Raw genomic sequence first — 22,761 nt, forward strand, 5'->3', positions numbered from 1 at the left:
CCATGACCGACACCCAAAAGACCCGCTGGGACGAACACGGCAACCTGGAAGTGCTGACGTTCGACGTTGGCAGCGAATGCCTGGCGATCGAGGCGACCGACATTCGCGAGATCGTTGACTTGCTGCCCGAAACGCGCGTGCCCGGCGCCGCGCCGCTGGTGGCCAGCATCGTCAACTATCGTGGCAAGATCATTCCGATTGCCGATCTGCGCGTGGCCTTTGGCATGGCGATCACCCCGCCCACGCCCGATAGCCGCATCGTGGTGATCGAAACCCAGATCGATGGCGAGATGACGCACATCGGCCTGCGCACCGACAAGGTTCATGAGGTGGCGATGCTGTCGCGCAGCGACAGTTCCGATCCGCCGCAGGTTGGCCTGCGCTGGCGCCGCGAATTCGTGCGCGAATTCGTGCGCCAGGCCGATGGGGTGATCGTGCTGCCGGCCCTTTCGGCCATTTTCGAAGCGGCACCACGCCAGCTCGGCGGGGGTAGCCTGGCGGCCTGATGGCCCCTGGCGATGTCTTTGCCAACGATCGCAACCCGATGACCAAGCCTGATGCGGCCCCCCTTTCTGGCCGCCAGCGACGCGCCAGAAACAAGGATTTTCCGACCATGCGTGCCACGATCAAGTTGAAACTGGGAGCTACCTTCGTCGCCCTCATCATCCTGATGATGGCCATCGCCGGGCTGTCCATCAACGCGCTGGGTTCGCTCAACACCAGCATCGCCGACCTCATTTCCGGCCCGGCGGCCCGCCTGTCACTGGCCCAGCAAACCGCCATGACGATGAGCCAGCTGGTCCGTTTCGAAAAGAACATGGCGTTGACCAGCGACATGGATCTGACGCGCGAGTGGAACACGCAGTCGGACAATACGGTGCGCAAGGTCAGCGAAATGCTCGATCAGGGCCGCCAAACCGCCACCGACCAAACGCGGCCGATGTGGAACCGCGCCGATGAACAGTGGGCTACGCTAAAGGACGCGAATGCTCGCATGCGTGCGCTGGCCATGCGCAACCAGAACGATGCCGCCGGTCAGATCTCGATCAACGAAGGCCGCCGCGCAGCAGTGGACATGGAAAAGACGCTCAACCAGATCGTCGATGACCAGGGCAAGGAGATGAAGGCCGCCGGCACGGAAACCGCCAATCTCTACAGTTCGGTGCGCAGCACGCTGATCGTCACCACGCTGCTTGCACTGATCGTGGCAGCAGCGGGTGCTGTGTGGATCGGCCGGATGGTGGCGCGCGGCCTGCGCCAGATCAACACCGCTGTGGGCACCGTAGCCGAGGGCGATCTCGACAACATGATCGACATGAAGGGCGATGACGAAATCGCCGATGTCGTCCGCTCGCTCAACACCATGATCGGCAATCTGCGCAAGACCGCCCTGTTTGCCGACAATATCGCCCTGGGCGACCTGTCCAATGACGTGGAACTGCTGTCTGACCGCGATCGCCTGGGCAAGGCACTGATGGCGATGATCGCCAACATGCGGGCGGCCGCCACAGTGGCCAACAGCCTGGCCGATGGTGATCTGACGGTAAACCACGCTGCGCTGTCTGACCGCGACCAGTTGGGCCTGGCCCTGGTGGCAATGATTGACCGCCTGCGCAACGTGGTCAGCGAAGCGACCGGCGCTTCGGAAAACGTCTCGTCCGGCAGCCAGGAACTCGCCGCCAGTTCGGAACAGCTCTCGCAGGGCGCGACCGAACAGGCCGCGGCGGCGGAACAGGCTTCGGCCTCGATGGAGCAGATGGCCGCCAACATCAAGCAGAACGCCGACAACGCGGCCCAGACCGAAAAGATCGCCCGGCAATCGGCCAAGGATGCCGAGAATTCAGGCGTGGTGGTCAACCGCGCGGTCGATGCCATGCGCACGATCGCCGAAAAGATCGGCATCGTTCAGGAAATCGCCCGGCAGACCGATCTGCTCGCACTCAATGCCGCCGTCGAAGCGGCCCGCGCCGGCGAGCATGGCAAGGGCTTTGCCGTGGTAGCGAGCGAAGTGCGCAAGCTGGCCGAACGCAGCCAGAGCGCGGCCTCGGAAATCGTCGCCGTATCGTCCGACACGGTAAAGGCTGCGGCAGAGGCCGGCGACATGCTGAGCAAGTTGGTGCCCGACATCCGCCGTACAGCCGAACTGATCAGCGAGATCAGCGCAGCCTGCCGCGAACAGGATATCGGCGCCACCCAGATCAACGAAGCGATCCAGCAGCTTGACCAGGTGACCCAGCAGAATGCCGGTGCCTCGGAAGAGATTTCGGCCACGTCGGAAGAACTCGCCGCCCAGGCCGAAGAGCTGCAGGCGAGCATCTCGTACTTCCGCGTCGATCCCAACGCACGCACCGCATCGCGCAGCGCCGCGCCCGCAGGCCGGGCCAAGGCGGTCGCCACAAAACCTGGCAAGACTGCCGCCAAGCCTGCCCGCAAGGCGGCGCGCCCCGGCTCGATCGGCGATCAGCAGGCGCGGCTCAAGGGCTTTGCCATCGATCTCTCGGCTGGAACGGCCGATGCCGACGATGCCGATTTCGGCCAGGCCGCCGCATGACCGCCCCCCGTTCCTTGGCCGAAGCGCCCGCCCGCGATGATCTTCAGGTCGTGACGTTCGGCCTGGGGCGGGAAGTCTTCGCCGTGCCGGTGGTGCTGGTACGCGAAATCCTGGATTATCAGTTGCCCAGCCATGTGCCGGGCGGGCCGGAGCATTTCCTGGGTCTTACCGACGTGCGCGGCCAGGGCGTGCCCACGGTGGATTTTCGCCGCCGCCTGGGGCTGCCATCAGTAGAACCGACGCTGGCCACGCGCATCATCATTCTGGATGTGCCGCTGCCCGATCGCACCCTGGCACTGGGCGTGGTGATCGATCGTGTGCTGGCGGTGGTGACGGTGCCGGTCGATCGTATCGAAGCGGCGCCCGATATTGGCACCGCGTGGAACGCGGGCTTCGTCCAGGGCGTGCTGCGCGAGGCGGATGGATTCATCGTGATCCTTGACCTGCCGCGCATCTTTGCTGGCGACGATCCGGTGCACGCCGCAGGCACCGCTACCGTCGAAAACGCTGCAGGCGGGAGGCTGGCCATGTCCACCGCTGCCTGATCCGCCCCACTCGCCGATCAATTCTGCCCCACCGCACGAAGGGGAATCCCCATGCGTCCCACCATCAAATTGAAGCTGGCGGCCACGTTTGCCGTCCTCATCATCGTCATGGCCGGCGTGATCGGGCTTTCGATCAGCCGCCTCAGCACCCTCAATTCCGCTATTTCCGATGTGATTGCCGGCCCGGTCGTGCGCCTCAACACCGCACAGGAACTGGTGATCGAGGTAAACCGCCTGTTGCGCCGTGAAAAGAACATGGCGCTGACCAGCGATCTTGATCTGACCGCCAAGTTCAACACCGAATCCGATGCCAACGTGACCAAGATCGAGGACATCCTCGTCAGGGGCAGCCAGCAGGCAAGCGAAGAAGGCAAGCCCTATTGGGCCAAGCTCGCGCAGCAGTGGCAAGTGCTCAAGGAAGCCAACCGCCGCATGCGCGCCGCCGCGATGGAAAACCGCAACGAAGAGGCTGGCCGGATCTCGATCACGGATTCCCGTTCGGCCGCGACCACCATGGAAGGCACGCTGGAACAGCTGGTGGAAATCCAGCAAACGCAGATGAAAAAGGCCGATAACGATACTAACGAGCTTTACGCAACAGCGCGCTCCCTACTGCTGGTTTCTGGCGCTGTAGCATTGATCATCGCCTTGCTGGGCGCCTACTGGATCGGCCGCGTGGTGTCGCGCGGGCTGGCCAAGATCACCGGCGTGGTCGATGCCGTGGCAGTGGGCGATCTTGACGTCAGCATCACGGCCGACAGCGACGACGAGATTGCCGACCTGATCGCGCTGGTCAACCAGATGACCGCCAATCTGCGCAAGACCGCTGACCTTGCCGACACGATCGCCAATGGCGATCTGACGGTGAACCATGTCGCGCTGTCCGAGCGCGACAAGTTGGGCCTGGCACTGATCGCCATGGTCGACCGCCTGCGCGATGTGGTGTCCGATGCCAGCGCCGCGTCGGAAAACGTCTCTGCCGGCAGCCAGCAGCTTGCCGCCAGCTCGGAGCAGGTCTCGCAAGGGGCGACCGAACAGGCCGCCGCCGCTGAGCAGGCCTCTGCCTCCATGGAAGAGATGGCTGCGAACATCAAGCAGAACGCCGACAACGCCGCCCAGACCGAAAAGATCGCGCGCCAATCGTCCAAGGACGCCGAACAATCGGGCGTGGTCGTCAACCGCGCGGTCGATGCCATGCGCACGATCGCGGAAAAGATCGGCATCGTCCAGGAAATCGCCCGGCAAACCGACCTCTTGGCGTTGAATGCCGCGGTCGAGGCCGCACGGGCCGGCGAGCATGGCAAGGGCTTTGCCGTGGTGGCCAGCGAAGTGCGCAAGCTGGCTGAACGCAGCCAGACGGCGGCTTCGGAAATCGGTGCCGTCTCGTCCGACACGGTCAAGGCCGCGACGGAGGCGGGTGAAATGCTCACGCGCCTGGTGCCCGATATCCGCCGCACCGCCGAGCTGATCAGTGAGATCAGCGCCGCCTGCCGCGAACAGGATATCGGCGCCGCGCAGATCAACGAGGCGATCCAGCAGCTTGACCAGGTGACCCAGCAGAACGCCGGAGCCTCGGAAGAGATTTCCGCTACCTCGGAAGAGCTCGCCGCCCAGGCCGAAGAGCTGCAAGCCAGCATCTCGTACTTCCGCGTCGATGCCCATGCCCGCGCCGGGGGCCAGGGCACTGCCCCTGCCGCCCGACCCAAACCGGTCGCGGCCAAGCCGGCCAAGGCTGCCAAATCGGCGACAAAGGCGGGCAAGCCCGCCCGCAAGGCCGCACGTCCTGGCTCGATCGGCGATCAGCAGGCTCGCCTCAAGGGTTTTGCCATCGACATGTCAGCCGGCGCAGCGGACGACGATGACGCCGATTTCGGTCAGGCCGCCGCATGACCGCCCCCCGCCCCTTGGCCGATGCGCCCACCCGCGATGATCTTCAGGTCGTGACGTTCGGCCTGGGGCGGGAAGTGTTCGCCGTGCCGGTCGTGCTCGTGCGCGAAATCCTGGACTACCAGGTGCCCAGCCACGTGCCCGGCGGGCCGGCGCATTTCCTGGGCCTGACGGACGTGCGCGGCCAGGGCGTGCCCACGGTAGACTTTCGCCGCCGCCTTGGCCTGCCGGCGGTCGAGCCGACACTGGCCACGCGCATCATCATTCTCGACGTGCCGCTGCCAGATCGCACCCTGCCGCTGGGCGTGGTGATCGACCGTGTCCTGGCGGTGAGCACCCTGTCTGGCGCGCGCATCGAGCCTGCGCCTGATATCGGCACGGCCTGGCGCGGTGAATTTGTCGATGGCGTGGTGCGCGAGGCCGAAGGGTTCGTGGTGATCCTGGATGTAGCGCGCATTTTTGGCAGCGAAGACACCGTGCTGCTGCCGGCGGAGGTTTGAACCTGTGGCCACACCTGCCCCTGCCCAAATCCCGCAAAACGCCGCGATCGTGGGCGACGGCATCACGCCGCGCACGTTCAAGCATTTGTCCGCCTTCATCTATGATCAGTGCGGCATCCGCATGCCAGCTGCCAAGCAGACCATGGTGGAAGGCCGGCTGCGCCGCCGCGCCCGTACGCTCCACTTCGAAAAGCTGGAAGAATATTGCCGCTTCGTCTTGGGTGAAGGCGCCGGCAGCGACGAGGTGGTGCATCTGATCAATGCCGTCACCACCAACAAGACCGATTTCTTTCGCGAACCGCGCCATTTCGAACGCCTGGCGCAGAACATCCTGCCCGGTTTTGCGGCCAAGCGCCGCCAACTGGTGCGCGCCTGGAGTGCGGCCTGCTCCACCGGAGCCGAACCTTACACCCTGGCCATGGTCATGGACGATTTTGCGCAAGCCAACGGCGGGCCCGATTACGCGATCCTCGCCACTGATCTTGATACCAACGTGCTCGCCACCGCCCAGAAGGGCATCTATCCGCGCGAGATGATGGAGCCGGTGCCGGCCCTGCTGCGCCAACGCTATGTCGGGATGGGCCAGGGGGCCCGGGCGAACGAGGCACGCATCCACCCTGGGTTGCGCGCCAAGGTGGGCTTTGCCCAGCTCAACCTGATGGAGCCAGCCTATGCCATCGGCCATCAGGTTGACCTGATCTTTTGCCGCAACGTGCTGATCTATTTCGACAAGCCGACCCAGAAAAAGGTGGTGTCGCGCCTGGTCGAATGCCTGGCGCCGGGCGGATACCTGTTCGTGGGCCATTCGGAATCGATCGCCGGCTTCGATCTGCCGCTCGATTCTGTCGGCAATACCATATTCCAGAGGAGATAGACCGATGCCGGCCCCCAAGATCCGCGTCCTGGTCATCGACGACAGCGCCAGCGTGCGCCAGACCATGAAAGCCATCCTGGAAGAAGATCCCGAACTGGAAGTGGTGGCGACGGCAGCCGATCCCTTTGCTGCCGCCCGCCACATCCACGAACAGGTGCCCGACGTGATCACGCTCGACGTGGAAATGCCGCGCATGGATGGCATCACCTTTCTGCGCAAGCTGATGCAGCAATGCCCCGTGCCGGTGGTGATGTGCTCGTCGCTGACCGAGGAAGGCTCGGATACGCTGCTCGAAGCCATGCATGCGGGCGCAGTCGACGTGATCCTGAAACCGCGCGTGGGCGTGGCCGATCACCTTTCCGGAAGCCGGCTGATGATCCGCGACACGGTCAAGGCAGCCGCGCGGGCCAAGGTGCGTGGCGGCCGCCGCTCTGCCGCAGCCAGCGCGCCGCCCTCGCTCCATCCCCAGCCCAAGCTGACCGCCGATGCCGTGTTGCCGCCACCACCGGTGCGCGCCGTGGGCAGCAAGGCGATGAGCCGCACCACCGAAATGGTGGTGTGCATCGGCGCTTCCACCGGCGGCACCGAAGCCTTGCGCGAAGTGCTGGAAGCGCTGCCCGCCAATTCGCCGGGCATCGTCATCGTCCAGCACATGCCCGAACATTTCACCCGCGCCTTTGCCCGCCGGCTCGATGGCCTGTGCGAGGTATCGGTGAAGGAGGCCGAAGACGGCGACACCGTGATGCGCGGCCATGTGCTGATCGCGCCGGGCGGCAAGCATACGCTGCTCGAACGCCAGGGCGCGCGCTACCTTGTCTCGGTGCGCGACGGGCCACTGGTCAGCCGGCATCGTCCCTCGGTCGATGTGCTGTTCCGCTCCGCCGCGCGCTGCGCGGGATCGAATGCAGTGGGGATCATCATGACCGGCATGGGCGACGATGGCGCGCGGGGGCTGCTGGAAATGAAGGAGGCCGGCGCGCGCACTATCGCCCAGGACGAAGCCACCTCCATCGTGTTCGGCATGCCCAAGGAAGCGATCGCGCGCGGCGCCGCCGATCGCATCGTGCCGCTTGGCGCGATCGCCCAGGAACTGTTGCAGGCTACGGCGCGATAAGGAGAGCCGCGATGCAACCCGAACCGCTGATGCCGCCCATGGCGGATACCCCGCCGCCGCCGGCCGATGCCGCGCTCACCGCGCCATTGCGCCTGCGCCTCGCAGATATCCTGCATGGTCTCGACGATCATTTCACCCGCATCGGCACCACGCTGGAGCGGACGGTAGAGGCTATTTCGGCCGTGGTCGGCACCCTCGGCCAGATCAGCGCTGCCCTGGGCGATGGCGATGGTTCGGGCGCGGTGGGAAACCTCACCCGCGCGGCCAAGCGGCTTTACAGCGTGGCCGATCAGGCCGCCCGTCGGGCCGACCAGGTGGGCCACATCCGCGCCGTATCGGCCCGCCTCACCGCGCAGATCCATGATCTGCAACGCACGCTCGACGCGCTCAAGATCTATGGCATGAACGTCAAGATTGCCGCGGGTGGCGCGCGCGACTTTGTCGATTTCGCCGATCTCATGGCGCAGAAACTGGACATGGGCAAAGCCGACGCCGCCGGCTTCGACGGGCGCCTGGCCGAACTGGAAGCAGGCCTTGCCAGCATGCTGCGATCGGATTCGCGGCTGGTCAACGAATGCGCGCGCGTGGTGCCACAGGTGCCAGACCGCCTGATCCGCGATGCCGGCGCGCTGGCCAGCCACCAGGATGGCCTGGCCGCGATGGCGCGCACAACCGGAGAGATCGCCGCGACGATCCAGGCCAAGGTCGCGACCGTGCTGGGCGCCATCCAGATCGGCGATATTGCCCGCCAGCGGCTGGAACATGTGCTGGCCGGATGCGAGATGCTCGACGCGCACCTGGGCGGGCGCCCGCCCGGCTCCCCCGCCGAAGAGGCGGCCTGCCACCATGTGCTGGCCCTGCTGCACGCCCAGCTTGAAGAAACCGCCATCGATTTCCGCCGCGAAACGCTGGTGCTTGTGGGATCGCTGCACGATCTTGAGCCTGAGGCCAACCGCCTGCTGGCGTTGCAGGCCCCCGCCGCGCCGGCCGATCACGATCCCGCGCAGCAGCATGCCGGCGAAGCGGCGTTCCTGCGCGAGCTGGAGAGTGGGATTGCCGAAGCCACCGCCATGATCGCGCAACTGCAAGAAGCAGATGCCCAGGCCGAACAGACGCTGGGCCTGATCATCGCCACCGTGGCTGACCTCATAGCCCGCGCCGCCGCAATCCGTCACTTGCGCGTCGACGTACAACTGATGGCAATCAATATCGGCCTATCCTGCCGGCGGGTTGAAGCGATCGGCCGGCCCATGACCGTCATCGCCAACGAAATTCGCAGCCACGCCGAAACGCTGGACGGTGCGGTCACGCATATCAACGCTGCCGCCAGCGATCTCGACGGATGCTCGGCCGCGATGCGCGGCACAGACCGTTCCGGCGAGGTCGGCACTGGCGACGAACTCGCGCTCTCGCTGGCGATGATCCGCCAAGGCGCGCAGCGCACGGAACAGGCCATCGCCGTGGCCAGCCAGCAGAGCGACACCATCGCCACCATGCTGCGCAAGACGCGGGACGAACTGGAAGTGAGCCTCGACCTCGCCAAGACGATCGAGGCGATCGCGGTGCGCACCGCCGACCTTGCCGGCAGTGGCAACAGCGATGATCCCGCCGCCCATTCTGCGATCGCCGCGCTGATGAACGCGCTGGGGCAGATCTATACCATGGCGAGCGAACGCGTGGTGCACGATCGCTTTCTCCTGCACGGGATGGTGCCGCTCGCCAACAGCCAGCCCACGTCCGGCTTTGGCCCCGGTGACGCCCAAGACGACGACGACGACGCCTTGTTCGACGACGCGCTGTTCTGATCTGCTGCGGCGAAAGCGACGCGGGCAGCACCCGTGCTGGACCTGCGCGCCTGCCTGCCTATAGTCTGCGGCATATGAACCAAGTCGCGATCCCGCCAATGCTTGCCACACCCGTTGGTCCCTCCCGTGGCAGACCGCGTCAGTTCGATCCCGATGCAGCCTTGCTCGCCGCTCTGCACGTGTTCTGGACACGCGGCTATGATGGCGCTTCGCTATCTGACCTGACGGAGGCGATGGGGATTACCCGGCCCAGCCTCTATGCCTGTTTTGGCAACAAGGAATCCTTGTTTCGTAAGGCTTTGGACCTTTACGAGCGGGACAAGCTGGCGTTCATGACCCAAGCGCTTTTGGCGCCGACCGCGCGCGGCGTGGCGGCGGCCATGCTACGCGATGCCCTGGCAATGTTGACCACCAGCGAGGGCGGACGGGCGTGCTTTGGCGTGATGCACGCAGTCGCTTCCTCCACCTATGACGAATCGATGCGCCAAGAAGTGATTACCCGCCGCGCTGCCTATGAGCAGGCGCTGCTTGCACGGTTCGAGCGGGCCGAGGCGGAGGGCGATTTTCCCGGATACACCGCGCAGGCGCTATGCGCCTATTGCCTGTGCCTGTTGAGCGGAATGAGCGTCCAAGCCGGTTCAGGTGCTGATTTTGCGCGCCTTCATACGATCGTCGAAACCGCCTTGGCACTCTGGCCGGGGCGTTGAGCAACGCCCGCCGTTTGCGATACCGAGCGGTATATAAACTTGTTGACGCGGCATCTGCGGGTTTCTATACCAATTGGTATTGAAAGTCGCGGGGCCAGCCGGCTTCTCCCCCCATTGGCCGGCATCCCCCCATCCCCATGGTCCCTCGCGGGCTTTCTTTATTCGACGCGTCCCCCGCGCGTCGGCAAAGGGCGGCCGGGCAATAGGCTTTTTCGTAAAGCAGCCCGGCCGGGCCTGGCCCCGGTTTCGTCGATGCGCGTGCGTGCCCGCTATTGCGCGTTGACGAAACCGGTTCCCTGCAAGCTAATTTGCACAGCAACACCGATTGCAGCTGTCGTTTTCTCCTAACTCATGTCAGTTTGTTGCAATTACTCGGCGTAGATCACCGTACCCCGTATCGCTACGGTATTGGTTGCCGAGCCTGCAATCTAAGGCTGATTTCGGTTATAACTGAACAGGTTCGGTCTGCCGAACCGGGATGGGCGAGATCAACGTGGCGCAACGCACCGTTCACATCGTGGATAGCGATGCCCTGCATCGTCGGGATCTGGCACAATTGATACGTCAGCAAGGGCTGGACTGTCATCCTTTTGCCGCGTCTGCCGATCTGGCAGACGCGCTGGGCTATCTTCCCGCCGGCTGCGTCCTGCTGGCCTGGCGCACGCCTGAGCCCCCTGCCCAAGCCACGCCCATCGCCGGCGAAGAAGAAGGCCCTGGCCCGATGGTGCGCGCGGTCCTTTCGCAACGGCCAGAGATGGCCGTGATCGTCATGGCCGTTTCCCCTACGATCCCGCAGGTGGTCCAGGCCCTGCGCGCCGGCGCCGTGGATTTCCTGGAAATGCCGGTTCAGGCCGATGCCTTGCGCCCGGTCCTCGAACACGGCTTTTCGATCCTGCCCGCTCGCGTCGCCCAGCAGCAGCGCGTGGGCCAGGCTACGGCCTTGACCACACAACTGACCCCGCGCGAGCAGGAAGTGCTGCGGGGCGTGGTTGCCGGGCTGACCAACCGCGCCATTGCCGAACGGCTGCGGATCGGGGTACGCACAGTGGAAATGCACCGGGGCAACATCATGCAAAAGCTGCAAATGGACAATCTGGCTGCCCTGATCCGTTTCGCCGTGTTCACCGGCGTTCTGGATCAAGGGCTTGATGCAGCCTGAGGGTGGGGCCACCGTGCAGCATTGGCTCTATGCCAGCAATTGCGCCGTTGCGCCCGCCTGGGCCGGTCCTACCGTAGAGGCCCTGGTTGCCCACGCGGCGCTGCGCAATGCCGAATGCGGCCTCAGCGGCGCCCTGCTGTTTACCGGGCAGCATTTCATCCAGGCACTGGAAGGCCCCGCCACCGCACTGGCGCAGATGCGAAGCACGATCTGTGATGATGTGCGCCACACCCACATCATGACGCTGGCCGAAGGCACGCTGCCCTATCGCCGTTTCGATGGCTGGGCACTCGCCTATGCCGGGGCATCAGTCTATCTGGCCGGCCAGGTTCGCACGGCCATGGCCGATGGTGCACCCGCGCTACTAAGCCTGTTGCAGGCGTTTGCCAGGCCCCTGCCCGGCGCGAACCCCGGCTGCGGCCAGCATCGTGCGACGTGATCAACATTTGTTAACCCCGCAATCGCAATCTGCACGTAATCATTGAGCCCGCCTGCGCCGCAGGTGGTGCCATGTGGAGAGAGCGCCGGTGCCCCGAACGACGTTTCCGGCCGGTGCCGGCGCGGATGCCGCTGCCGGCGGGCCAGCACTGGCCGACCGCATCTATGCCGAACTCGTGCGCGGGCTCTATGCCACGCCATTGCAAGCGATCTACATGGCGGTGATCTTTGCCGCCTATCTCGCCCTGATGATCCACGACACAGGGGATCGCGTGATCATGGTACTGGGTTGCCTGGCGGCTTGTGCCTGGACCACGCGGATCATCCTGGCGGTGCGCTTGCGTCACCGCGCCCTGACCGCCCTGCTCGACCGGCCCGCCGCGCGCCGGCTGGAACTGCTGTTCGCCGTCCCCTATGGCAGCTTTGCCGGGTTGCTCGGCCTGATCGGGGCGCGGGTGATCCACCTGGATCGTGGCGATGCGCGGGCCCTGACGATCTGCGTGCTTGTCGGGTTTTGTGCAGGCGTGGCGACCGGCGTTGGCGCCCGGCCGCGTCTTGCCTCGCTGTTCATGGCCCTGGCGATGACACCAACCCTGCTGCTCGCGCTGGCCGAGGCCCGCCCTTTGACGATCGGGCTGGCGTTTATCGCCACGGCTTTCGTGATCGGCGGCCGACAGTCGCTGCGCATGCGCCATGACATGGTCAAGGCTGAGATCGGCCATCGGCTGGTCTCGCTCTCGCTGGCCCGGCGCGACAACCTGACCGCCCTGCCCAATCGCCTCGCCCTGCGCGAGCATTTCGAGGCCAATGCTGCCGTCATGTCTCCCCACGGCCTCGTCGCCGTACATTATCTCGATCTCGATGGCTTCAAGCCAGTCAACGATGCCTATGGCCACGGCACTGGCGATCGCCTGCTGGAACAAGTGGCCAATCGCCTGCGCGGCGCGATCCGCAATGGCGATATCGTTGCGCGCCTGGGCGGCGATGAATTTGCCGTCGTGCAATTTGGCCTGTCACGCAGCGAAGAGGCCGGTCTTCTCGCGCAGCGCCTGCGCACCACGATCGCCGAGCCGTTCGAGGTGGATGACCATGTCATCCTGATCTCCACCTGTGTGGGCAGCGTGGTGAGCGACAATCGCGCCGATCAGCTCGATGCGCTGCTGCAGGAGGCGGACGCGCGCCTGTACCAGGCCAAGCGCGAGCGCGGCGCCAATCGCCGCCGCGTCGCCTGAGGCTGCGTCAGATCTCGCTCAATTCGGCGACCAGGTCATAGGCATCGCCACGATAATAGCTGTGGGTGATTTCGATCACCCGGCCATCGGGCAGAAACGCCCGGCGTTCGATGAACAGGCACGGATCGCCGGCAGCGATGCCCAGTAGATCGGCCATCTCCGCCGGAAAGCCGATCGCGCGCACGCGCTGCAGCGCCCGCACCGGCCTGTGCCCAGCCTGTTGCAAGGCCGTGTAGAGCGAGTTCTCGACCGTCGCGACCGAAGGCAGGCCCCAACCCGGCACGGTGGCGCCTTCAAGCGCCATGGTCACGCCATCGGCGTAACGGATGCGCTGGAAGCGATAGACTTTCGAGCCCGGCGACAGGCCCAGCGATAGCGATTCCTCGGGCGTAACGAGGCCTTCGGAACGATCGATCCACTTGTTGCCGGGCTTACGCCCGCGCGCCATCATGTCTTCCGAAAACGATGACAGCGCCGAAAAGCTCTTTTCCACGCGGCCGCTGCTGGCTTTCTGAAGGTTTTCCGAGACAAAGGTGCCCGCGCCCTGGCGCCTTTCCAGCAAGCCTTCTTCCACCAGGCCATCGATCGCCTTGCGGATCGTGACGCGCGACAGCCCGTATTCCTCGCAAAGGTCGCGCTCGCTGGGCAGAGCGGCGCCGGCGGCAAGGCGACGGCTGTCTACCGCGTGACGAATAAGCTTTTGCAGCCGCATGTAGCGTGGGCCGGCTTCGTTTTCCCGAAGCGCACCAATCTGATCAACGAAGGCCATGGCTCTCCTTTACGCTCAAGCACTACGCTGCCCGGGAACCGAGAACAACAGGGATTTTATCTGTATGGCAATGGTTATGGATTGAACTCACACCCGATCAAGGCGCTGCGCGAGAATCGGGACGTTTTTCGAATGCATACCGGGGCGCGATTCTGTCGTTGGACCAGCGTGATGGCCGCATTTTTCGGTCCGATATGGAAAATTCATGCGTCCGCGTGGCTGATCCCGGATGTGTCGCTGAGCCTGCGCTTGCCTCATACCGCATATGCGCAATCGCGCCGTCATGAAGGCGATGCGCAGAACCGTTACAGTTGTTATCGCGTGCCCCAATCCGCTGATTGAGCGGAGCCTGACGATGGGGCCTGCAGCGCAGCCGACGTAGGCGCAAGCCAACCCTGTTTACGGCAATTTCCGTTGTCGCGTCGGGATATTCGGCAATATCGCTGGCTATCGCCAGGCCTGTGCAACCTTACGCAAGCGCCCGGACATGCAGACGCCGAAAGATCGTTAACGTCAGCGCAGGGATTGCTGCCGGAAAACCGGCGTCCTTCGTGCTGCAACGCGTCATGATCTGGCTATGGCCCCAGACAATGACGGTGCCAACGTGCCGTAGCGGTGGAAAACGCGCCGGCGAATGAACGCAAACCCATGGTTCTTCGTCTCTCCGCCGATTTACAGCGCGCAAATCAGGCGTTAGGCCCCACGCAGCATTTTGGAGAAACGCTACCATGAACACTACTGAACTTGTCGATGCCGTTGCCGCCAGCCAGGGCATTGCCAAGGCCGAGGTCCGCAAGACGGTCGACGCCGTTTTCGCCGCCATCGCCGAAGCCGCTGCCAAGGGTGAGGAAATCTCGCTGAACGCGTTCGGCAAGTTCAAGGTCAAGGACGTGCCGGCCCGCGAAGGCCGCAATCCCTCGACCGGCGAACCGATCCAGATCGCGGCTTCGCGCAAGCTCAGCTTCGCGCCGGCCAAGGCTCTCAAGGACAAGCTGAACGGCTAATCGCCGCTGCTGGCTTTTTCCCCTCGGAAAGGCGTTTCGTGGATTTCGACGACCAGATGCGCCGCTACTTCGGCGCTGCCGATCCTGCATCGGTAGCGCCAGCGGCACTGGCCGCGGGCATGGAACGCCTTTCCGTGGATTTTGGCCTGGAGCGTGATCCCGGCCGGCGCTTTGCGATGTGGGCGTTGATGCACATCCTGGGCAATGCGCCCGATCTCGACGTGGCCTTTCCCGATCCTGCCGAGCGGGACGCTGCGCGCAACTTCATGGACATGCTGGACCAGCTCCAGGCGCAGGCCCCCACCGACCCCGCTTGAGCGCCGATCGCGCCGCGCAGGCTTTCCCAGCGACGCCGATCAGCTTCACGTGATCGTGACGATCTCCACGGCTTCGGCCTTGCCACCAAAATCCACATATTCGCCCGCTTCGGCGCCCATGATCGCGCGCGCCAGCGGCGCGGAAAACGCCAGCAGGCCTGTCGCTGGGTCGGCCTCGTCGTCGCCGACGAGCGTGATCGTCCGCTCTCGGCCGTTATGCACCAGCGTCACGGTGGAACCGAACTCCACCACGTCACCGGACGGCGCAGGCATTACCTGGGCGGTGGCCAGGCGCGTACTCCAATAGCGCAGATCGCGGCGCGCGGCCTTGAGCGCCTCCTCATCCTGCAGCGTGGCGATCAATGCCTCCACTTCTGCCACTCTGGCGCTCAATTGCCCCAGGCCACGCGCCGTTACCAGATTGGGCCCAGGCGGAATCGGCCGCTCGAACTTGGGTTCGAGATGCTCGTCATCACTTTCGCGGCGAAACGCAACGCTCATGCCTGATCCTTGGTCAGCAGGGTGGGTCTTCCCTCTTGCCCGCTTTGCGCGACAGAGCAAGAGCAGCCACCGCCCCAAGAGCGCAGACCAGAAAAAGCCGGCGGGCAAAAGCAGCAAGCCTTGCCCGCCGGCAGCAGGGTGAAATAGAGTTGCGAGCGTCACAATGCCCTGCGTGCACCGAAAAGGCCAGAGGGGCCAGCAAGCCATTTCTCTGCGTGAAATGCTTGGCGGCATGGCCATCCTGTTTCACAAGGATTGCCAGCCATGTCACTCGCCTATGTTCTCGATGCCCCGGCCCATGCCATTGCCCAGGCGCTGGCGGCCGATGCCAACGGCGATGTCTGGACCGGTGGAGCGGTAAACCCGGGCGGCTATGCTCCGGTGGTGGTGCGTGGCCGCGATGGCCGGCGGCGCCTGGTGCCGCGCCAATGGGGCGTGCCACCACCGCCCCGCGGGCAGCACGTGGTGACGACGGTGCGCAATGTGGAAAGCCCGTTCTGGATTGGCACTTTGCGTCATCCCGAGATGCGCTGCCTGGTGCCTGCCACGCATTTTCGCGCAGGCGGCGCACGGCGGTGGTGGCGATCGCCCGATGCGCCGATCATGGCCTTTGCCGGCATCTGGCGCGATTCCGAAGTGCCCAGCTTTGCCATCCTGACCGTTGGTGTCGACGCGCTATCGGGCCCAGCTAATCCCCCCGCCTCCGTCCCCCTGCTGCTAACGGCGCCGCAACAGGCGCGCTGGCTGGCGCAAGGCTGGAAGGAGGTGGACACGCTGGTCCAGGCGCTTCACCCCGATCGGATCATGCCACTGGGCGATTGAGCGGCGGCTGCTTTTTACGAACTGTACCCAAGCCTGCCTTACGCCCCCGCCTATTTTGCACCGAATAACAGTTTTTTTTGGAAACTGATCTTGGCTTTGCGCGTTGGCGACACCATTGGAGTTTTTACGGACCGTCATGTCAAAGCGCTGCGCCACTGGCGCGGTGCGCATTCTATCGAGCGGAAATGAGACAGGAATTCAATCAACACGGCGGGGTGGCGATCATCCGCGCCAAGGATTTTACCCCCACCGAAGTCAGCCGCCCGGTGCCCCGCGTAGGCGTGGTGAGCAATCCGCGCAGCCACCGCAACAACGGCGGCTCACGCCCGACCGAACTGCCCGAGGCCGTCGTGTTCAAGCGCGAACCCTCATCGCGCAACGAACTGGTCAGCATCATCACCCAGTTTGCCAACGAAGGCGTCGAACTCATTGTAATCGATGGCGGCGACGGAACCGTACGTGATGTCTTGAGCGTGGCGCACATGGTGTATCGCGGGGCATTGCCGCGCGTGGCGGTGATCCCCTCGGGCAAGACCAACGCGCTGGCGTTCGATCTGGCCTTGCCCGCGCACTGGAGCCTGGGCGACGCGATCCGAGCGCACATGGAAAACCGCGTCGCCGACCGCGCGCCGGTGCATATTCACTGGAACAACAATGCCCTGCCCGACCAGCTCGGCTTTATCTTTGGCCTGGGCGTGTTCAGCCGCGCAACGTTGCTGGCGCAGCGCGTTCACCGCAAGGGCATGTTCAACGCCATCGCGGTGGCAATGACCGTGCTGATGGCCTTGCTGAAGAGCCTGTTCGGCGGGCCGCGCAACAGCTGGCGCCGTGGCGACATGGCGCGGGTGTCGCGCGATGGCGTGGAGATCTTTGCCGAACGCGTCTATCTCATGCTGGCCTCGACCTTGCGGCAGATGCCGGTGGGCCTGCGCCCGTTCGGTCGCATCCGCGACGGGCTAAAGTTCCTTACCGTCAAGGCCCCGCCCCGTGCCCTGCACCGCAATTTCCTGGCGGTGATCAAGGGACGGGAATCGCCGGCATTGGAAGCAGATGGCTATATCCGCCGCGATGCGGACAAGGTCTATCTCTCGCTCGACCGGGGCTTCATCCTTGATGGCGAGCAGTTTCCTGGCGGCAATCTGATCATCAGCCGGGGCCGGCCGATCCAATTCGTGGTTCCGGCATGAGCCTGAACCAGGCGGTGGCAGCCAGCCTCGCACAACCGGTAAAGCCAGAGATCGTGGCGGCGGCCCGCCAGGTCTGCGCCCGGCTCGGTGGCGATGCCGTGCTGTTTTATGGATCGAACCTGCGGCGTGACGATCTGGAGGGGCTGGTTGATTTCTATGTCCTCCACCGCCGCCCGGCGCGCGGCTTGGCGGCGTTGATCTGGCCCGACGTTGGCTATCATGAAATCGGTCTTGGCGCCGTCACCGTGCGGGCCAAGGTCGCGGTCATGTCCCTGGCGCAATTTCGCCGGGCGGCGCGCGGCGAAAGCATCGATACCACGGTATGGGCGCGGTTCTGCCAGCCTGCCCGGCTGCTCGTGGCCAACGACCTTGCCATGGCTGCTGCGGTCACCCAGGCGGTGGCCGATGCTATTGCCACGGCCGCCCGCTTTGCCCTGGCGCTTGGCCCAGGCCAAGGCCCGGCGCAGGCGTGGTGGCGGGCGCTGTTCCGCCAGACCTATCGCGCCGAACTGCGGGTGGAACCGCCCGCCCGCAGCGACGCCATCCTCTCGGCCGATCCAGCCCACTTTGCCACGATGCTGCCGCTTGCCTGGGCCAGCCAGGGCATCCTGCTGTCTGGCAGCGGCGCGGCCTGGCAACCGGAAGTACCGCAAGGACAGCGCCGCCGCTGGCAGCGCGCCTGGCGGTTGCGCCGCGCGCTGGGCAAGCCGCTCAACGCCCTGCGCCTGGTCAAGGCTGCCTTCACGTTCGAAGGTGCCGCCCGCTATGCCTTGTGGAAGATTGAACGGCATTCCGGCCTGCGTCTGGCGCTGACACCATGGCGCGAACGCCACCCGATCCTGGCCGCACCGGGCGTGCTGTTGCGGCTATGGCAGGCGCGGCGCGCATGACGGCATTTTCCGCCCTGATCCTTGCCGGAGCGCGCGGGCCGGACGACCCCGTTGCCGCCAGCGAGGGTCTGCCGGCCAAGGCGCTGGTTCCGGTGGCCGGTGTGCCAATGCTCGCGCGCGTGATCGCGGCGGTGCGCGCCGCCGGAGCCGGGCGCGTGGCTGTCGCTGCGTCTGATCCGGCCGTCGCGGCCCTGGCGCAGGAACTGGGCTGCGAACTGGTGTCGGCAGCCCACGGCCCCAGTGAAAGCGCCGCGCGCGGCTTTGCCTTGCTGGGTGCGCCGATGCTGTTGACCACGGCCGATCATGCGCTGTTGCAACCAGCATGGGTTGCCGATTTTCGCGCGGCGGTATCGCGCGATGCCGATGTCTCGGTGCTTTTGGCGCGGCGCGACGTCGTGGAGGCGGCCGTCCCCGAAACCCAGCGCACCTGGCTTCGCTTTGCCGACGGGCAATGGTCGGGCTGCAATCTGTTTCACTTTGCCACGCCCCGCGCCGCGGCCGCGTTTGCGCTTTGGCAGGCGGTCGAGCGCGACCGCAAGCGGCCGTGGCGGATCGTCTGGCGCCTCGGCCCCCGGCTTCTGCTGCGCTATGCGCTGGGGCGGCTGTCGCTCACCGAGGCGATGGCCACTTTGGGCGAGCGAGCTGGACTGAGGGTGGAAGCGGTTCCAAGTCCCCACGGGCTGGCGGCTGTCGATGTCGACAAGCCGGCCGATCTGGTGCTGGCACGGCGGATCGCCGGCCGACTTGGCCCAGCCTAGGCCGCTGCCTCGTCCAACCCGTGATGCATGGCATAATGCCACAAGACCGCGCCCAACAACACGCTTGCCGCCACCGATCCGGCGAACACGCTGATACTGGCGCCCAGGGCACCGATCTGGGGCAGCAGCACCAGCATCAGGCCAAGTTGCAGCGCCACGGCCGCAGCCCGCGCCACAGTGGCCGACAGCGCGCGGTGCACCGAGAGCAGGATCGGCTCGAACGCGGCGGCAGCCAGCTCGATCGCGCCGGCCCCGGCCAGCCACAAGAGATAGACATATCCTGCACCGAACGCGTGCCCGCCCACGGCCATCAACAGATTGCGGCCCGCCAGCGCCACCAGCGCCATCACGGCGCCGGCCGCCAGCAAGCCAGCCAGGCCGACGCGCAACACCCCGGCGCGAAAGTGCGCGCGCGACGCGGTACGGATCGACCGGACGATTTCGGGAAAGGCGGCCCGCGTCAGCAGGATGGAAATCTTGGACAGGGCATTGGCCAGTTGCGCCGCAAGGCGAAAGGCCCCTGCCGCCTCGGCTCCAACAAAGCCGCCGACCAACAGCAGCGGCGCCTGCCGGGCGGCAAGGCCCAGGGTCGATTGTCCATTGGTGCTGATCAGCACGCGACCGATGCCCGGATTTTCCGTGCGCGCCTGGCGCCAGCCATGGCGCACCCGCAGCAATCCGCGCACGTCACCGGTTTGCGCCGCCAAGGCCCAGGTTGCGGCCAAGGTCAACAGTTCGGCGATGGCCCAGGCCAGCAGGAAGCCGGCCAATTCCGGCCAAAGCCATTGTGCCAGCGTCGCCCCGACCATGCGGCCGATCGGTTGCACGCTATCAGCCAGGGCCGCCAGGCGGAAGCGATCACGCATGCGCAGAATGCCCGTGGGGGTGGAGCGCAAGGTGATCAACTGCACCACGGCATAACCGATGGCATAGGGCACCACAGCGGCATCCATGCCGAACGGCGCCGGCCAGAGGGAAAACAGTGCAATCACCAAGGCGATGCCCAGGCCGGCGCTGCAGACTTCGATCAGCGCGGCGGCCTGTTCCAGGCGCCAGGTGGCGGCGTTGTCGCCGGCCGCCTCGTGATCGAGGCCATACTGCACGACCACTTTCCACGTTTCGAAGCTGACCAGCATGGCCAGCGTCTGGGCGGTGCCCGTAATCAGGGCAAAGCGGCCGAAATCAGCCAGCCCCAGCGTGCGCGTCGCCATGCCGATATAGACAAGCGAGAGCACGGCCATCAGCGCATTGCTGGCCAGGAGCCAGCCCAGATTGGCCAGCACCGCGCGCAGCCGCGATCGCGCCGTCACGCCTGGCGTCCGATCGCGCCGCGCCCGGCGGCCAGGTCGCGCAATGCCTGCGCCGCGCGTTGCACGGCCGGATGGCCCGCCTGATGCGAGACCGTGTCGGCAAAGATCGCCTCTTGTGTGGCGCGAAAGGCATCATGGCGCTGCCATGCGCCAGGGATCAGCGCTGCCAGGCCCGCCGCATCGCGCGCCACGTCGCCAGCCTGCCAGGCCGGATAGGCCCCCTCGCGCGATCGTGGATCGTGCGAGAACGCATCGAGGAACAGCAGCGGCCGGGGTCGGACCAGGAATTCGTACACCTGGCTCGATACGTCGCCGATGTAGGCATGCGCGGCCAACGTATAGGTCATGTCGACCAGCGCGGCGCTGCCGGTATCGATCAGGATATTGGCTGCGCTCTGCCAATGCGGGGCAATATCCGGGCGCAGGCGCGCGGTGCGGTATTCCAGCGATACATGAAGTTTCTTGGCAAACAGCATGATATGCGGGGCAAAAATCAGATTGTACGCCTGCCCCGCCGGGCTGGCGAACCAGTCCAGCAGCGCCGGGCCATGATCATACCAGCTCGACAGCAGCGGATCGAAGTGCGGGTTATAGACCAGCACGGGATTGCCGTTGGGGAACAGGTGTTTGGACTGGGCAAGATCGATCGTGTCGAACTTGGGGTAGCCAATCACGCGCAGTCGCTCGGCCGGGGCGACGCCGCGCGCCACCATCTCGCGTGCGGTCTTGTGACCACTCACCAGGATCAGGTCGAACCCGCCCTTTTCCGGATGATAGGACACCATGCGATCGCCCGCCCCGTGGGGCACATAGGCAAACAGCGCCTTGCCCCGCCCTTCGCGAATGGAGAGGCACGTGCGTTCTGCACTGACCACCACACGCGCCGCGTTGATCCGCCCGGCGTGATGGCGCAGCCGCATCAGCCGTCGTACCGGCGCCACCTTGTTGGGCAGTGCCAAGGCAGTTTCCAGCCACCCCGGCAACGCCATGTCATACCACGCCACCTGCCCCGCTGCCGGGCCGAGGATGCTTTCCACGCGCGCGCGGATGGCCGGCGTGGCTACCGCGCAGGTGACGGTGCGGCCATCGGCACCCGTCTTCACCATCGCGCGCGCGATGCCGGCAATATGCGCCACCTGGTGCGGGGCATCGTGGTTGAACAGAAACAGAATGTCGTCCGCCATGGGCTGGCGGTCACCCAATTCCGGGCGAATTGCAACTCTTTCCCGCCGGGCAAGAGCATGCCCACCTCCCCCATCAGACAGGAGAAGCGAACGTGCCAACAACGCCATGGGTATGGGCGGGCGCCACAGTGTTCCTCGCGTTTTTGCCGCTGAGCGCGCTTGCGCAGACACCGTCCACGCCACCAACCATGCCAGCAGCGCAAAGCCGCACACCCGACCGGGAATGCCTTCCGGGACAACCCTCACTTACCGTGGAGGTCAGCGGCTTTATCAACGACAAGGGGACGGTGCGCGCCCAGCTTTACGGGCCAGGTGGCGCGCGCTTTCTCGACAAGGGGCAATGGGCAATGCGGATCGAGCAGCGCCGCCACGGTGGTGGTCCGATCCGCTTTTGCTTTCCGATCAGCCAACCGGGCGACTATGCCGTGGCGGTGCGCCACGATGCCAACGCCAACGGCAAATCCGATTGGAATGATGGTGGCGGTTTTACCCGCAATCCGCATCTCTCGGTGTTCAAGTTGAAGCCCGCGTTTGCCGCCACGGCCGTGGCCATCACCAACCGGCCGATCAGCGTTCCGGTCATCATGCAGTATCGCAAAGGGCTGATGATCGGGCCATCAGGCCGGTGACGGCGCCAATTGTGCGGGCAAGACCAGGCGCACCAGGTCGGCTGCATCAGGGCTGGCCAGAAACGTGAGTGCCGGGGCATAGGCGATCTCGAACAAGAGCGCGCCGAGGGTTTCCGGTTGTGCCGGACCATCTGGGAAACGCTGCCGCAGATAGCCGCCAAGCTCGCGCCAGCCCCGTCGCACGATTTCCTCAAGCCGTTCGAGGCAGGGCGATCCGGGCGGCGAGGTGCGGGCCAGTTCCAGCACCGACAGGGACCATCCGCCATGGCGCGAACGCTCCTGCGCCCAGGCGGCTACCACGTCCACCACCCCGGCGGCATCGGTGGCACCGTCAAGGTCGGCCAGCAAATCGCCAAGGCTGCGAAGCGCTTCGGCGCTCAACACTTCGAGATAGATCGCTTCCTTGCTGTCGAAATTGGAATAGACCGCGCCCTTGGTGAAGCCGGCCGCATCGGCAATGCGTTCGAGCGAGGTGATCGCATAGCCATCGCGCCGAAACAGATCGGTTGCCGCCTGCAGCAGCCGTTCGCGCGTACGCGCCTGGCTTTCGCTGCGCTTCAATCGAGCCAAACTCGTAT

24 protein-coding genes and 1 pseudogene are annotated in these 22,761 nt (G+C 65.3%); 20 read left to right on the forward strand and 5 right to left on the reverse strand.

What is annotated here, in order from left to right; translation table 11 throughout:
- Positions 1 to 2 precede the first annotated feature (2 nt).
- The 12 genes from ABIC78_RS07275 (at position 3) to ABIC78_RS07330 (ending at position 12,812) form a co-directional block, all read left to right on the forward strand.
- A complete protein-coding gene (locus tag ABIC78_RS07275) occupies positions 3 to 506 on the forward strand; it encodes a chemotaxis protein CheW (protein ID WP_022678498.1) in 504 nt (167 codons plus the stop codon).
- 107 nt (positions 507 to 613) lie between these two features.
- Entirely contained in the window at positions 614 to 2,551 is a 1,938-nt protein-coding gene (locus ABIC78_RS07280) for a methyl-accepting chemotaxis protein (protein ID WP_354488580.1), read from the forward strand.
- On the forward strand, positions 2,548 to 3,096 hold the full coding sequence (locus tag ABIC78_RS07285) for a chemotaxis protein CheW (RefSeq protein ID WP_354488582.1): 549 nt from the start codon (positions 2,548 to 2,550) through the stop codon (positions 3,094 to 3,096). Before ABIC78_RS07280 ends, ABIC78_RS07285 begins: the two co-directional genes overlap by 4 nt.
- Positions 3,097 to 3,147: 51 nt before the next feature.
- Positions 3,148 to 4,986: a methyl-accepting chemotaxis protein gene (locus ABIC78_RS07290; RefSeq protein ID WP_054131144.1), complete on the forward strand. Its 1,839-nt coding sequence runs from the start codon at positions 3,148 to 3,150 to the stop codon at positions 4,984 to 4,986.
- The gene (locus ABIC78_RS07295) at positions 4,983 to 5,483 is read left to right on the forward strand and encodes a chemotaxis protein CheW (protein ID WP_107716196.1); all 501 of its coding nucleotides are present in this window, start codon (positions 4,983 to 4,985) and stop codon (positions 5,481 to 5,483) included. Before ABIC78_RS07290 ends, ABIC78_RS07295 begins: the two co-directional genes overlap by 4 nt.
- A 4-nt stretch (positions 5,484 to 5,487) precedes the next feature.
- Positions 5,488 to 6,357 carry a CheR family methyltransferase gene (locus tag ABIC78_RS07300; RefSeq protein ID WP_354488584.1) on the forward strand — a complete coding sequence of 290 codons (870 nt, stop codon included), beginning with the start codon at positions 5,488 to 5,490 and terminating at the stop codon, positions 6,355 to 6,357.
- A gap of 4 nt (positions 6,358 to 6,361) precedes the next feature.
- Entirely contained in the window at positions 6,362 to 7,471 is a 1,110-nt protein-coding gene (locus ABIC78_RS07305) for a protein-glutamate methylesterase/protein-glutamine glutaminase (RefSeq protein WP_354488586.1), read from the forward strand.
- An 11-nt stretch (positions 7,472 to 7,482) separates the two neighbouring features.
- Positions 7,483 to 9,276 (forward strand): hypothetical protein, encoded by a 1,794-nt coding sequence (locus tag ABIC78_RS07310; protein WP_354488588.1) that lies wholly within the window; start codon positions 7,483 to 7,485, stop codon positions 9,274 to 9,276.
- A gap of 98 nt (positions 9,277 to 9,374) precedes the next feature.
- Positions 9,375 to 9,983 (forward strand): TetR/AcrR family transcriptional regulator, encoded by a 609-nt coding sequence (locus ABIC78_RS07315; protein WP_354488590.1) that lies wholly within the window; start codon positions 9,375 to 9,377, stop codon positions 9,981 to 9,983.
- 478 nt (positions 9,984 to 10,461) lie between these two features.
- A complete protein-coding gene (locus tag ABIC78_RS07320; protein ID WP_022678506.1) occupies positions 10,462 to 11,142 on the forward strand; it encodes a response regulator transcription factor in 681 nt (226 codons plus the stop codon).
- Complete coding sequence (locus ABIC78_RS07325; RefSeq protein WP_022678507.1) at positions 11,132 to 11,581, forward strand: BLUF domain-containing protein; 450 nt, start codon at positions 11,132 to 11,134, stop codon at positions 11,579 to 11,581. Before ABIC78_RS07320 ends, ABIC78_RS07325 begins: the two co-directional genes overlap by 11 nt.
- A gap of 88 nt (positions 11,582 to 11,669) precedes the next feature.
- A complete protein-coding gene (locus ABIC78_RS07330; RefSeq protein ID WP_354488592.1) occupies positions 11,670 to 12,812 on the forward strand; it encodes a diguanylate cyclase domain-containing protein in 1,143 nt (380 codons plus the stop codon).
- Between the two features lie 7 nt (positions 12,813 to 12,819).
- On the opposite strand, the gene ABIC78_RS07335 is transcribed toward ABIC78_RS07330, so the two are convergent.
- Positions 12,820 to 13,581, reverse strand: a complete 762-nt coding sequence (locus ABIC78_RS07335) for a GntR family transcriptional regulator (RefSeq protein ID WP_022678509.1) — start codon at positions 13,579 to 13,581, stop codon at positions 12,820 to 12,822.
- A gap of 171 nt (positions 13,582 to 13,752) precedes the next feature.
- Here ABIC78_RS07335 and ABIC78_RS07340 point away from each other — a divergent pair, with 171 nt between their 5' ends.
- The 3 genes and pseudogenes from ABIC78_RS07340 to ABIC78_RS07350 all read left to right on the forward strand — a co-directional run bounded on the left by ABIC78_RS07340 (position 13,753) and on the right by ABIC78_RS07350 (position 14,902).
- Entirely contained in the window at positions 13,753 to 13,923 is a 171-nt protein-coding gene (locus ABIC78_RS07340) for a hypothetical protein (protein WP_168351015.1), read from the forward strand.
- Between the two features lie 368 nt (positions 13,924 to 14,291).
- Positions 14,292 to 14,585: pseudogene (locus tag ABIC78_RS07345) on the forward strand (HU family DNA-binding protein); the annotation flags it as partial.
- Between the two features lie 38 nt (positions 14,586 to 14,623).
- The gene (locus ABIC78_RS07350) at positions 14,624 to 14,902 is read left to right on the forward strand and encodes a hypothetical protein (RefSeq protein ID WP_171795972.1); all 279 of its coding nucleotides are present in this window, start codon (positions 14,624 to 14,626) and stop codon (positions 14,900 to 14,902) included.
- A 45-nt stretch (positions 14,903 to 14,947) separates the two neighbouring features.
- Here ABIC78_RS07350 and ABIC78_RS07355 read toward each other — a convergent pair whose 3' ends face one another.
- Entirely contained in the window at positions 14,948 to 15,403 is a 456-nt protein-coding gene (locus ABIC78_RS07355; protein ID WP_354488595.1) for a GreA/GreB family elongation factor, read from the reverse strand.
- 264 nt (positions 15,404 to 15,667) lie between these two features.
- On the opposite strand from ABIC78_RS07355, the gene ABIC78_RS07360 reads away from it, so the two are divergent.
- The 4 genes from ABIC78_RS07360 to ABIC78_RS07375 all read left to right on the forward strand — a co-directional run bounded on the left by ABIC78_RS07360 (position 15,668) and on the right by ABIC78_RS07375 (position 19,060).
- Positions 15,668 to 16,225 (forward strand): SOS response-associated peptidase family protein, encoded by a 558-nt coding sequence (locus tag ABIC78_RS07360; protein WP_022678514.1) that lies wholly within the window; start codon positions 15,668 to 15,670, stop codon positions 16,223 to 16,225.
- A gap of 185 nt (positions 16,226 to 16,410) precedes the next feature.
- Positions 16,411 to 17,412: a diacylglycerol/lipid kinase family protein gene (locus ABIC78_RS07365; RefSeq protein ID WP_022678515.1), complete on the forward strand. Its 1,002-nt coding sequence runs from the start codon at positions 16,411 to 16,413 to the stop codon at positions 17,410 to 17,412.
- Positions 17,409 to 18,302 (forward strand): hypothetical protein, encoded by an 894-nt coding sequence (locus tag ABIC78_RS07370; protein ID WP_054131147.1) that lies wholly within the window; start codon positions 17,409 to 17,411, stop codon positions 18,300 to 18,302. The genes ABIC78_RS07365 and ABIC78_RS07370 overlap by 4 nt, the downstream gene beginning before the upstream one ends.
- Complete coding sequence (locus ABIC78_RS07375; protein WP_354488599.1) at positions 18,299 to 19,060, forward strand: NTP transferase domain-containing protein; 762 nt, start codon at positions 18,299 to 18,301, stop codon at positions 19,058 to 19,060. The genes ABIC78_RS07370 and ABIC78_RS07375 overlap by 4 nt, the downstream gene beginning before the upstream one ends.
- Here the strand turns inward: ABIC78_RS07375 and ABIC78_RS07380 are convergent.
- Together ABIC78_RS07380 and ABIC78_RS07385 are read right to left on the reverse strand one after the other, a co-directional pair.
- Positions 19,057 to 20,370: a lipopolysaccharide biosynthesis protein gene (locus tag ABIC78_RS07380; protein ID WP_354488601.1), complete on the reverse strand. Its 1,314-nt coding sequence runs from the start codon at positions 20,368 to 20,370 to the stop codon at positions 19,057 to 19,059. The two genes, ABIC78_RS07375 and ABIC78_RS07380, sit on opposite strands and share 4 nt — an antisense overlap.
- Positions 20,367 to 21,554, reverse strand: a complete 1,188-nt coding sequence (locus ABIC78_RS07385; RefSeq protein ID WP_354488603.1) for a CDP-glycerol glycerophosphotransferase family protein — start codon at positions 21,552 to 21,554, stop codon at positions 20,367 to 20,369. Before ABIC78_RS07385 ends, ABIC78_RS07380 begins: the two co-directional genes overlap by 4 nt.
- Positions 21,555 to 21,646: 92 nt before the next feature.
- Between ABIC78_RS07385 and ABIC78_RS07390 the strand changes: the two genes are divergently transcribed.
- Positions 21,647 to 22,183, forward strand: a complete 537-nt coding sequence (locus ABIC78_RS07390) for a DUF2141 domain-containing protein (protein WP_354488605.1) — start codon at positions 21,647 to 21,649, stop codon at positions 22,181 to 22,183.
- On the opposite strand, the gene ABIC78_RS07395 is transcribed toward ABIC78_RS07390, so the two are convergent.
- Positions 22,172 to 22,744 carry a TetR/AcrR family transcriptional regulator gene (locus tag ABIC78_RS07395; protein ID WP_022675436.1) on the reverse strand — a complete coding sequence of 191 codons (573 nt, stop codon included), beginning with the start codon at positions 22,742 to 22,744 and terminating at the stop codon, positions 22,172 to 22,174. The genes ABIC78_RS07390 and ABIC78_RS07395 overlap by 12 nt on opposite strands.
- Positions 22,745 to 22,761: the final 17 nt, after the last annotated feature.

It is taken from the genome of Novosphingobium sp. 1529 (genome assembly GCF_040544855.1).
GTDB lineage: Bacteria > Pseudomonadota > Alphaproteobacteria > Sphingomonadales > Sphingomonadaceae > Novosphingobium > Novosphingobium capsulatum.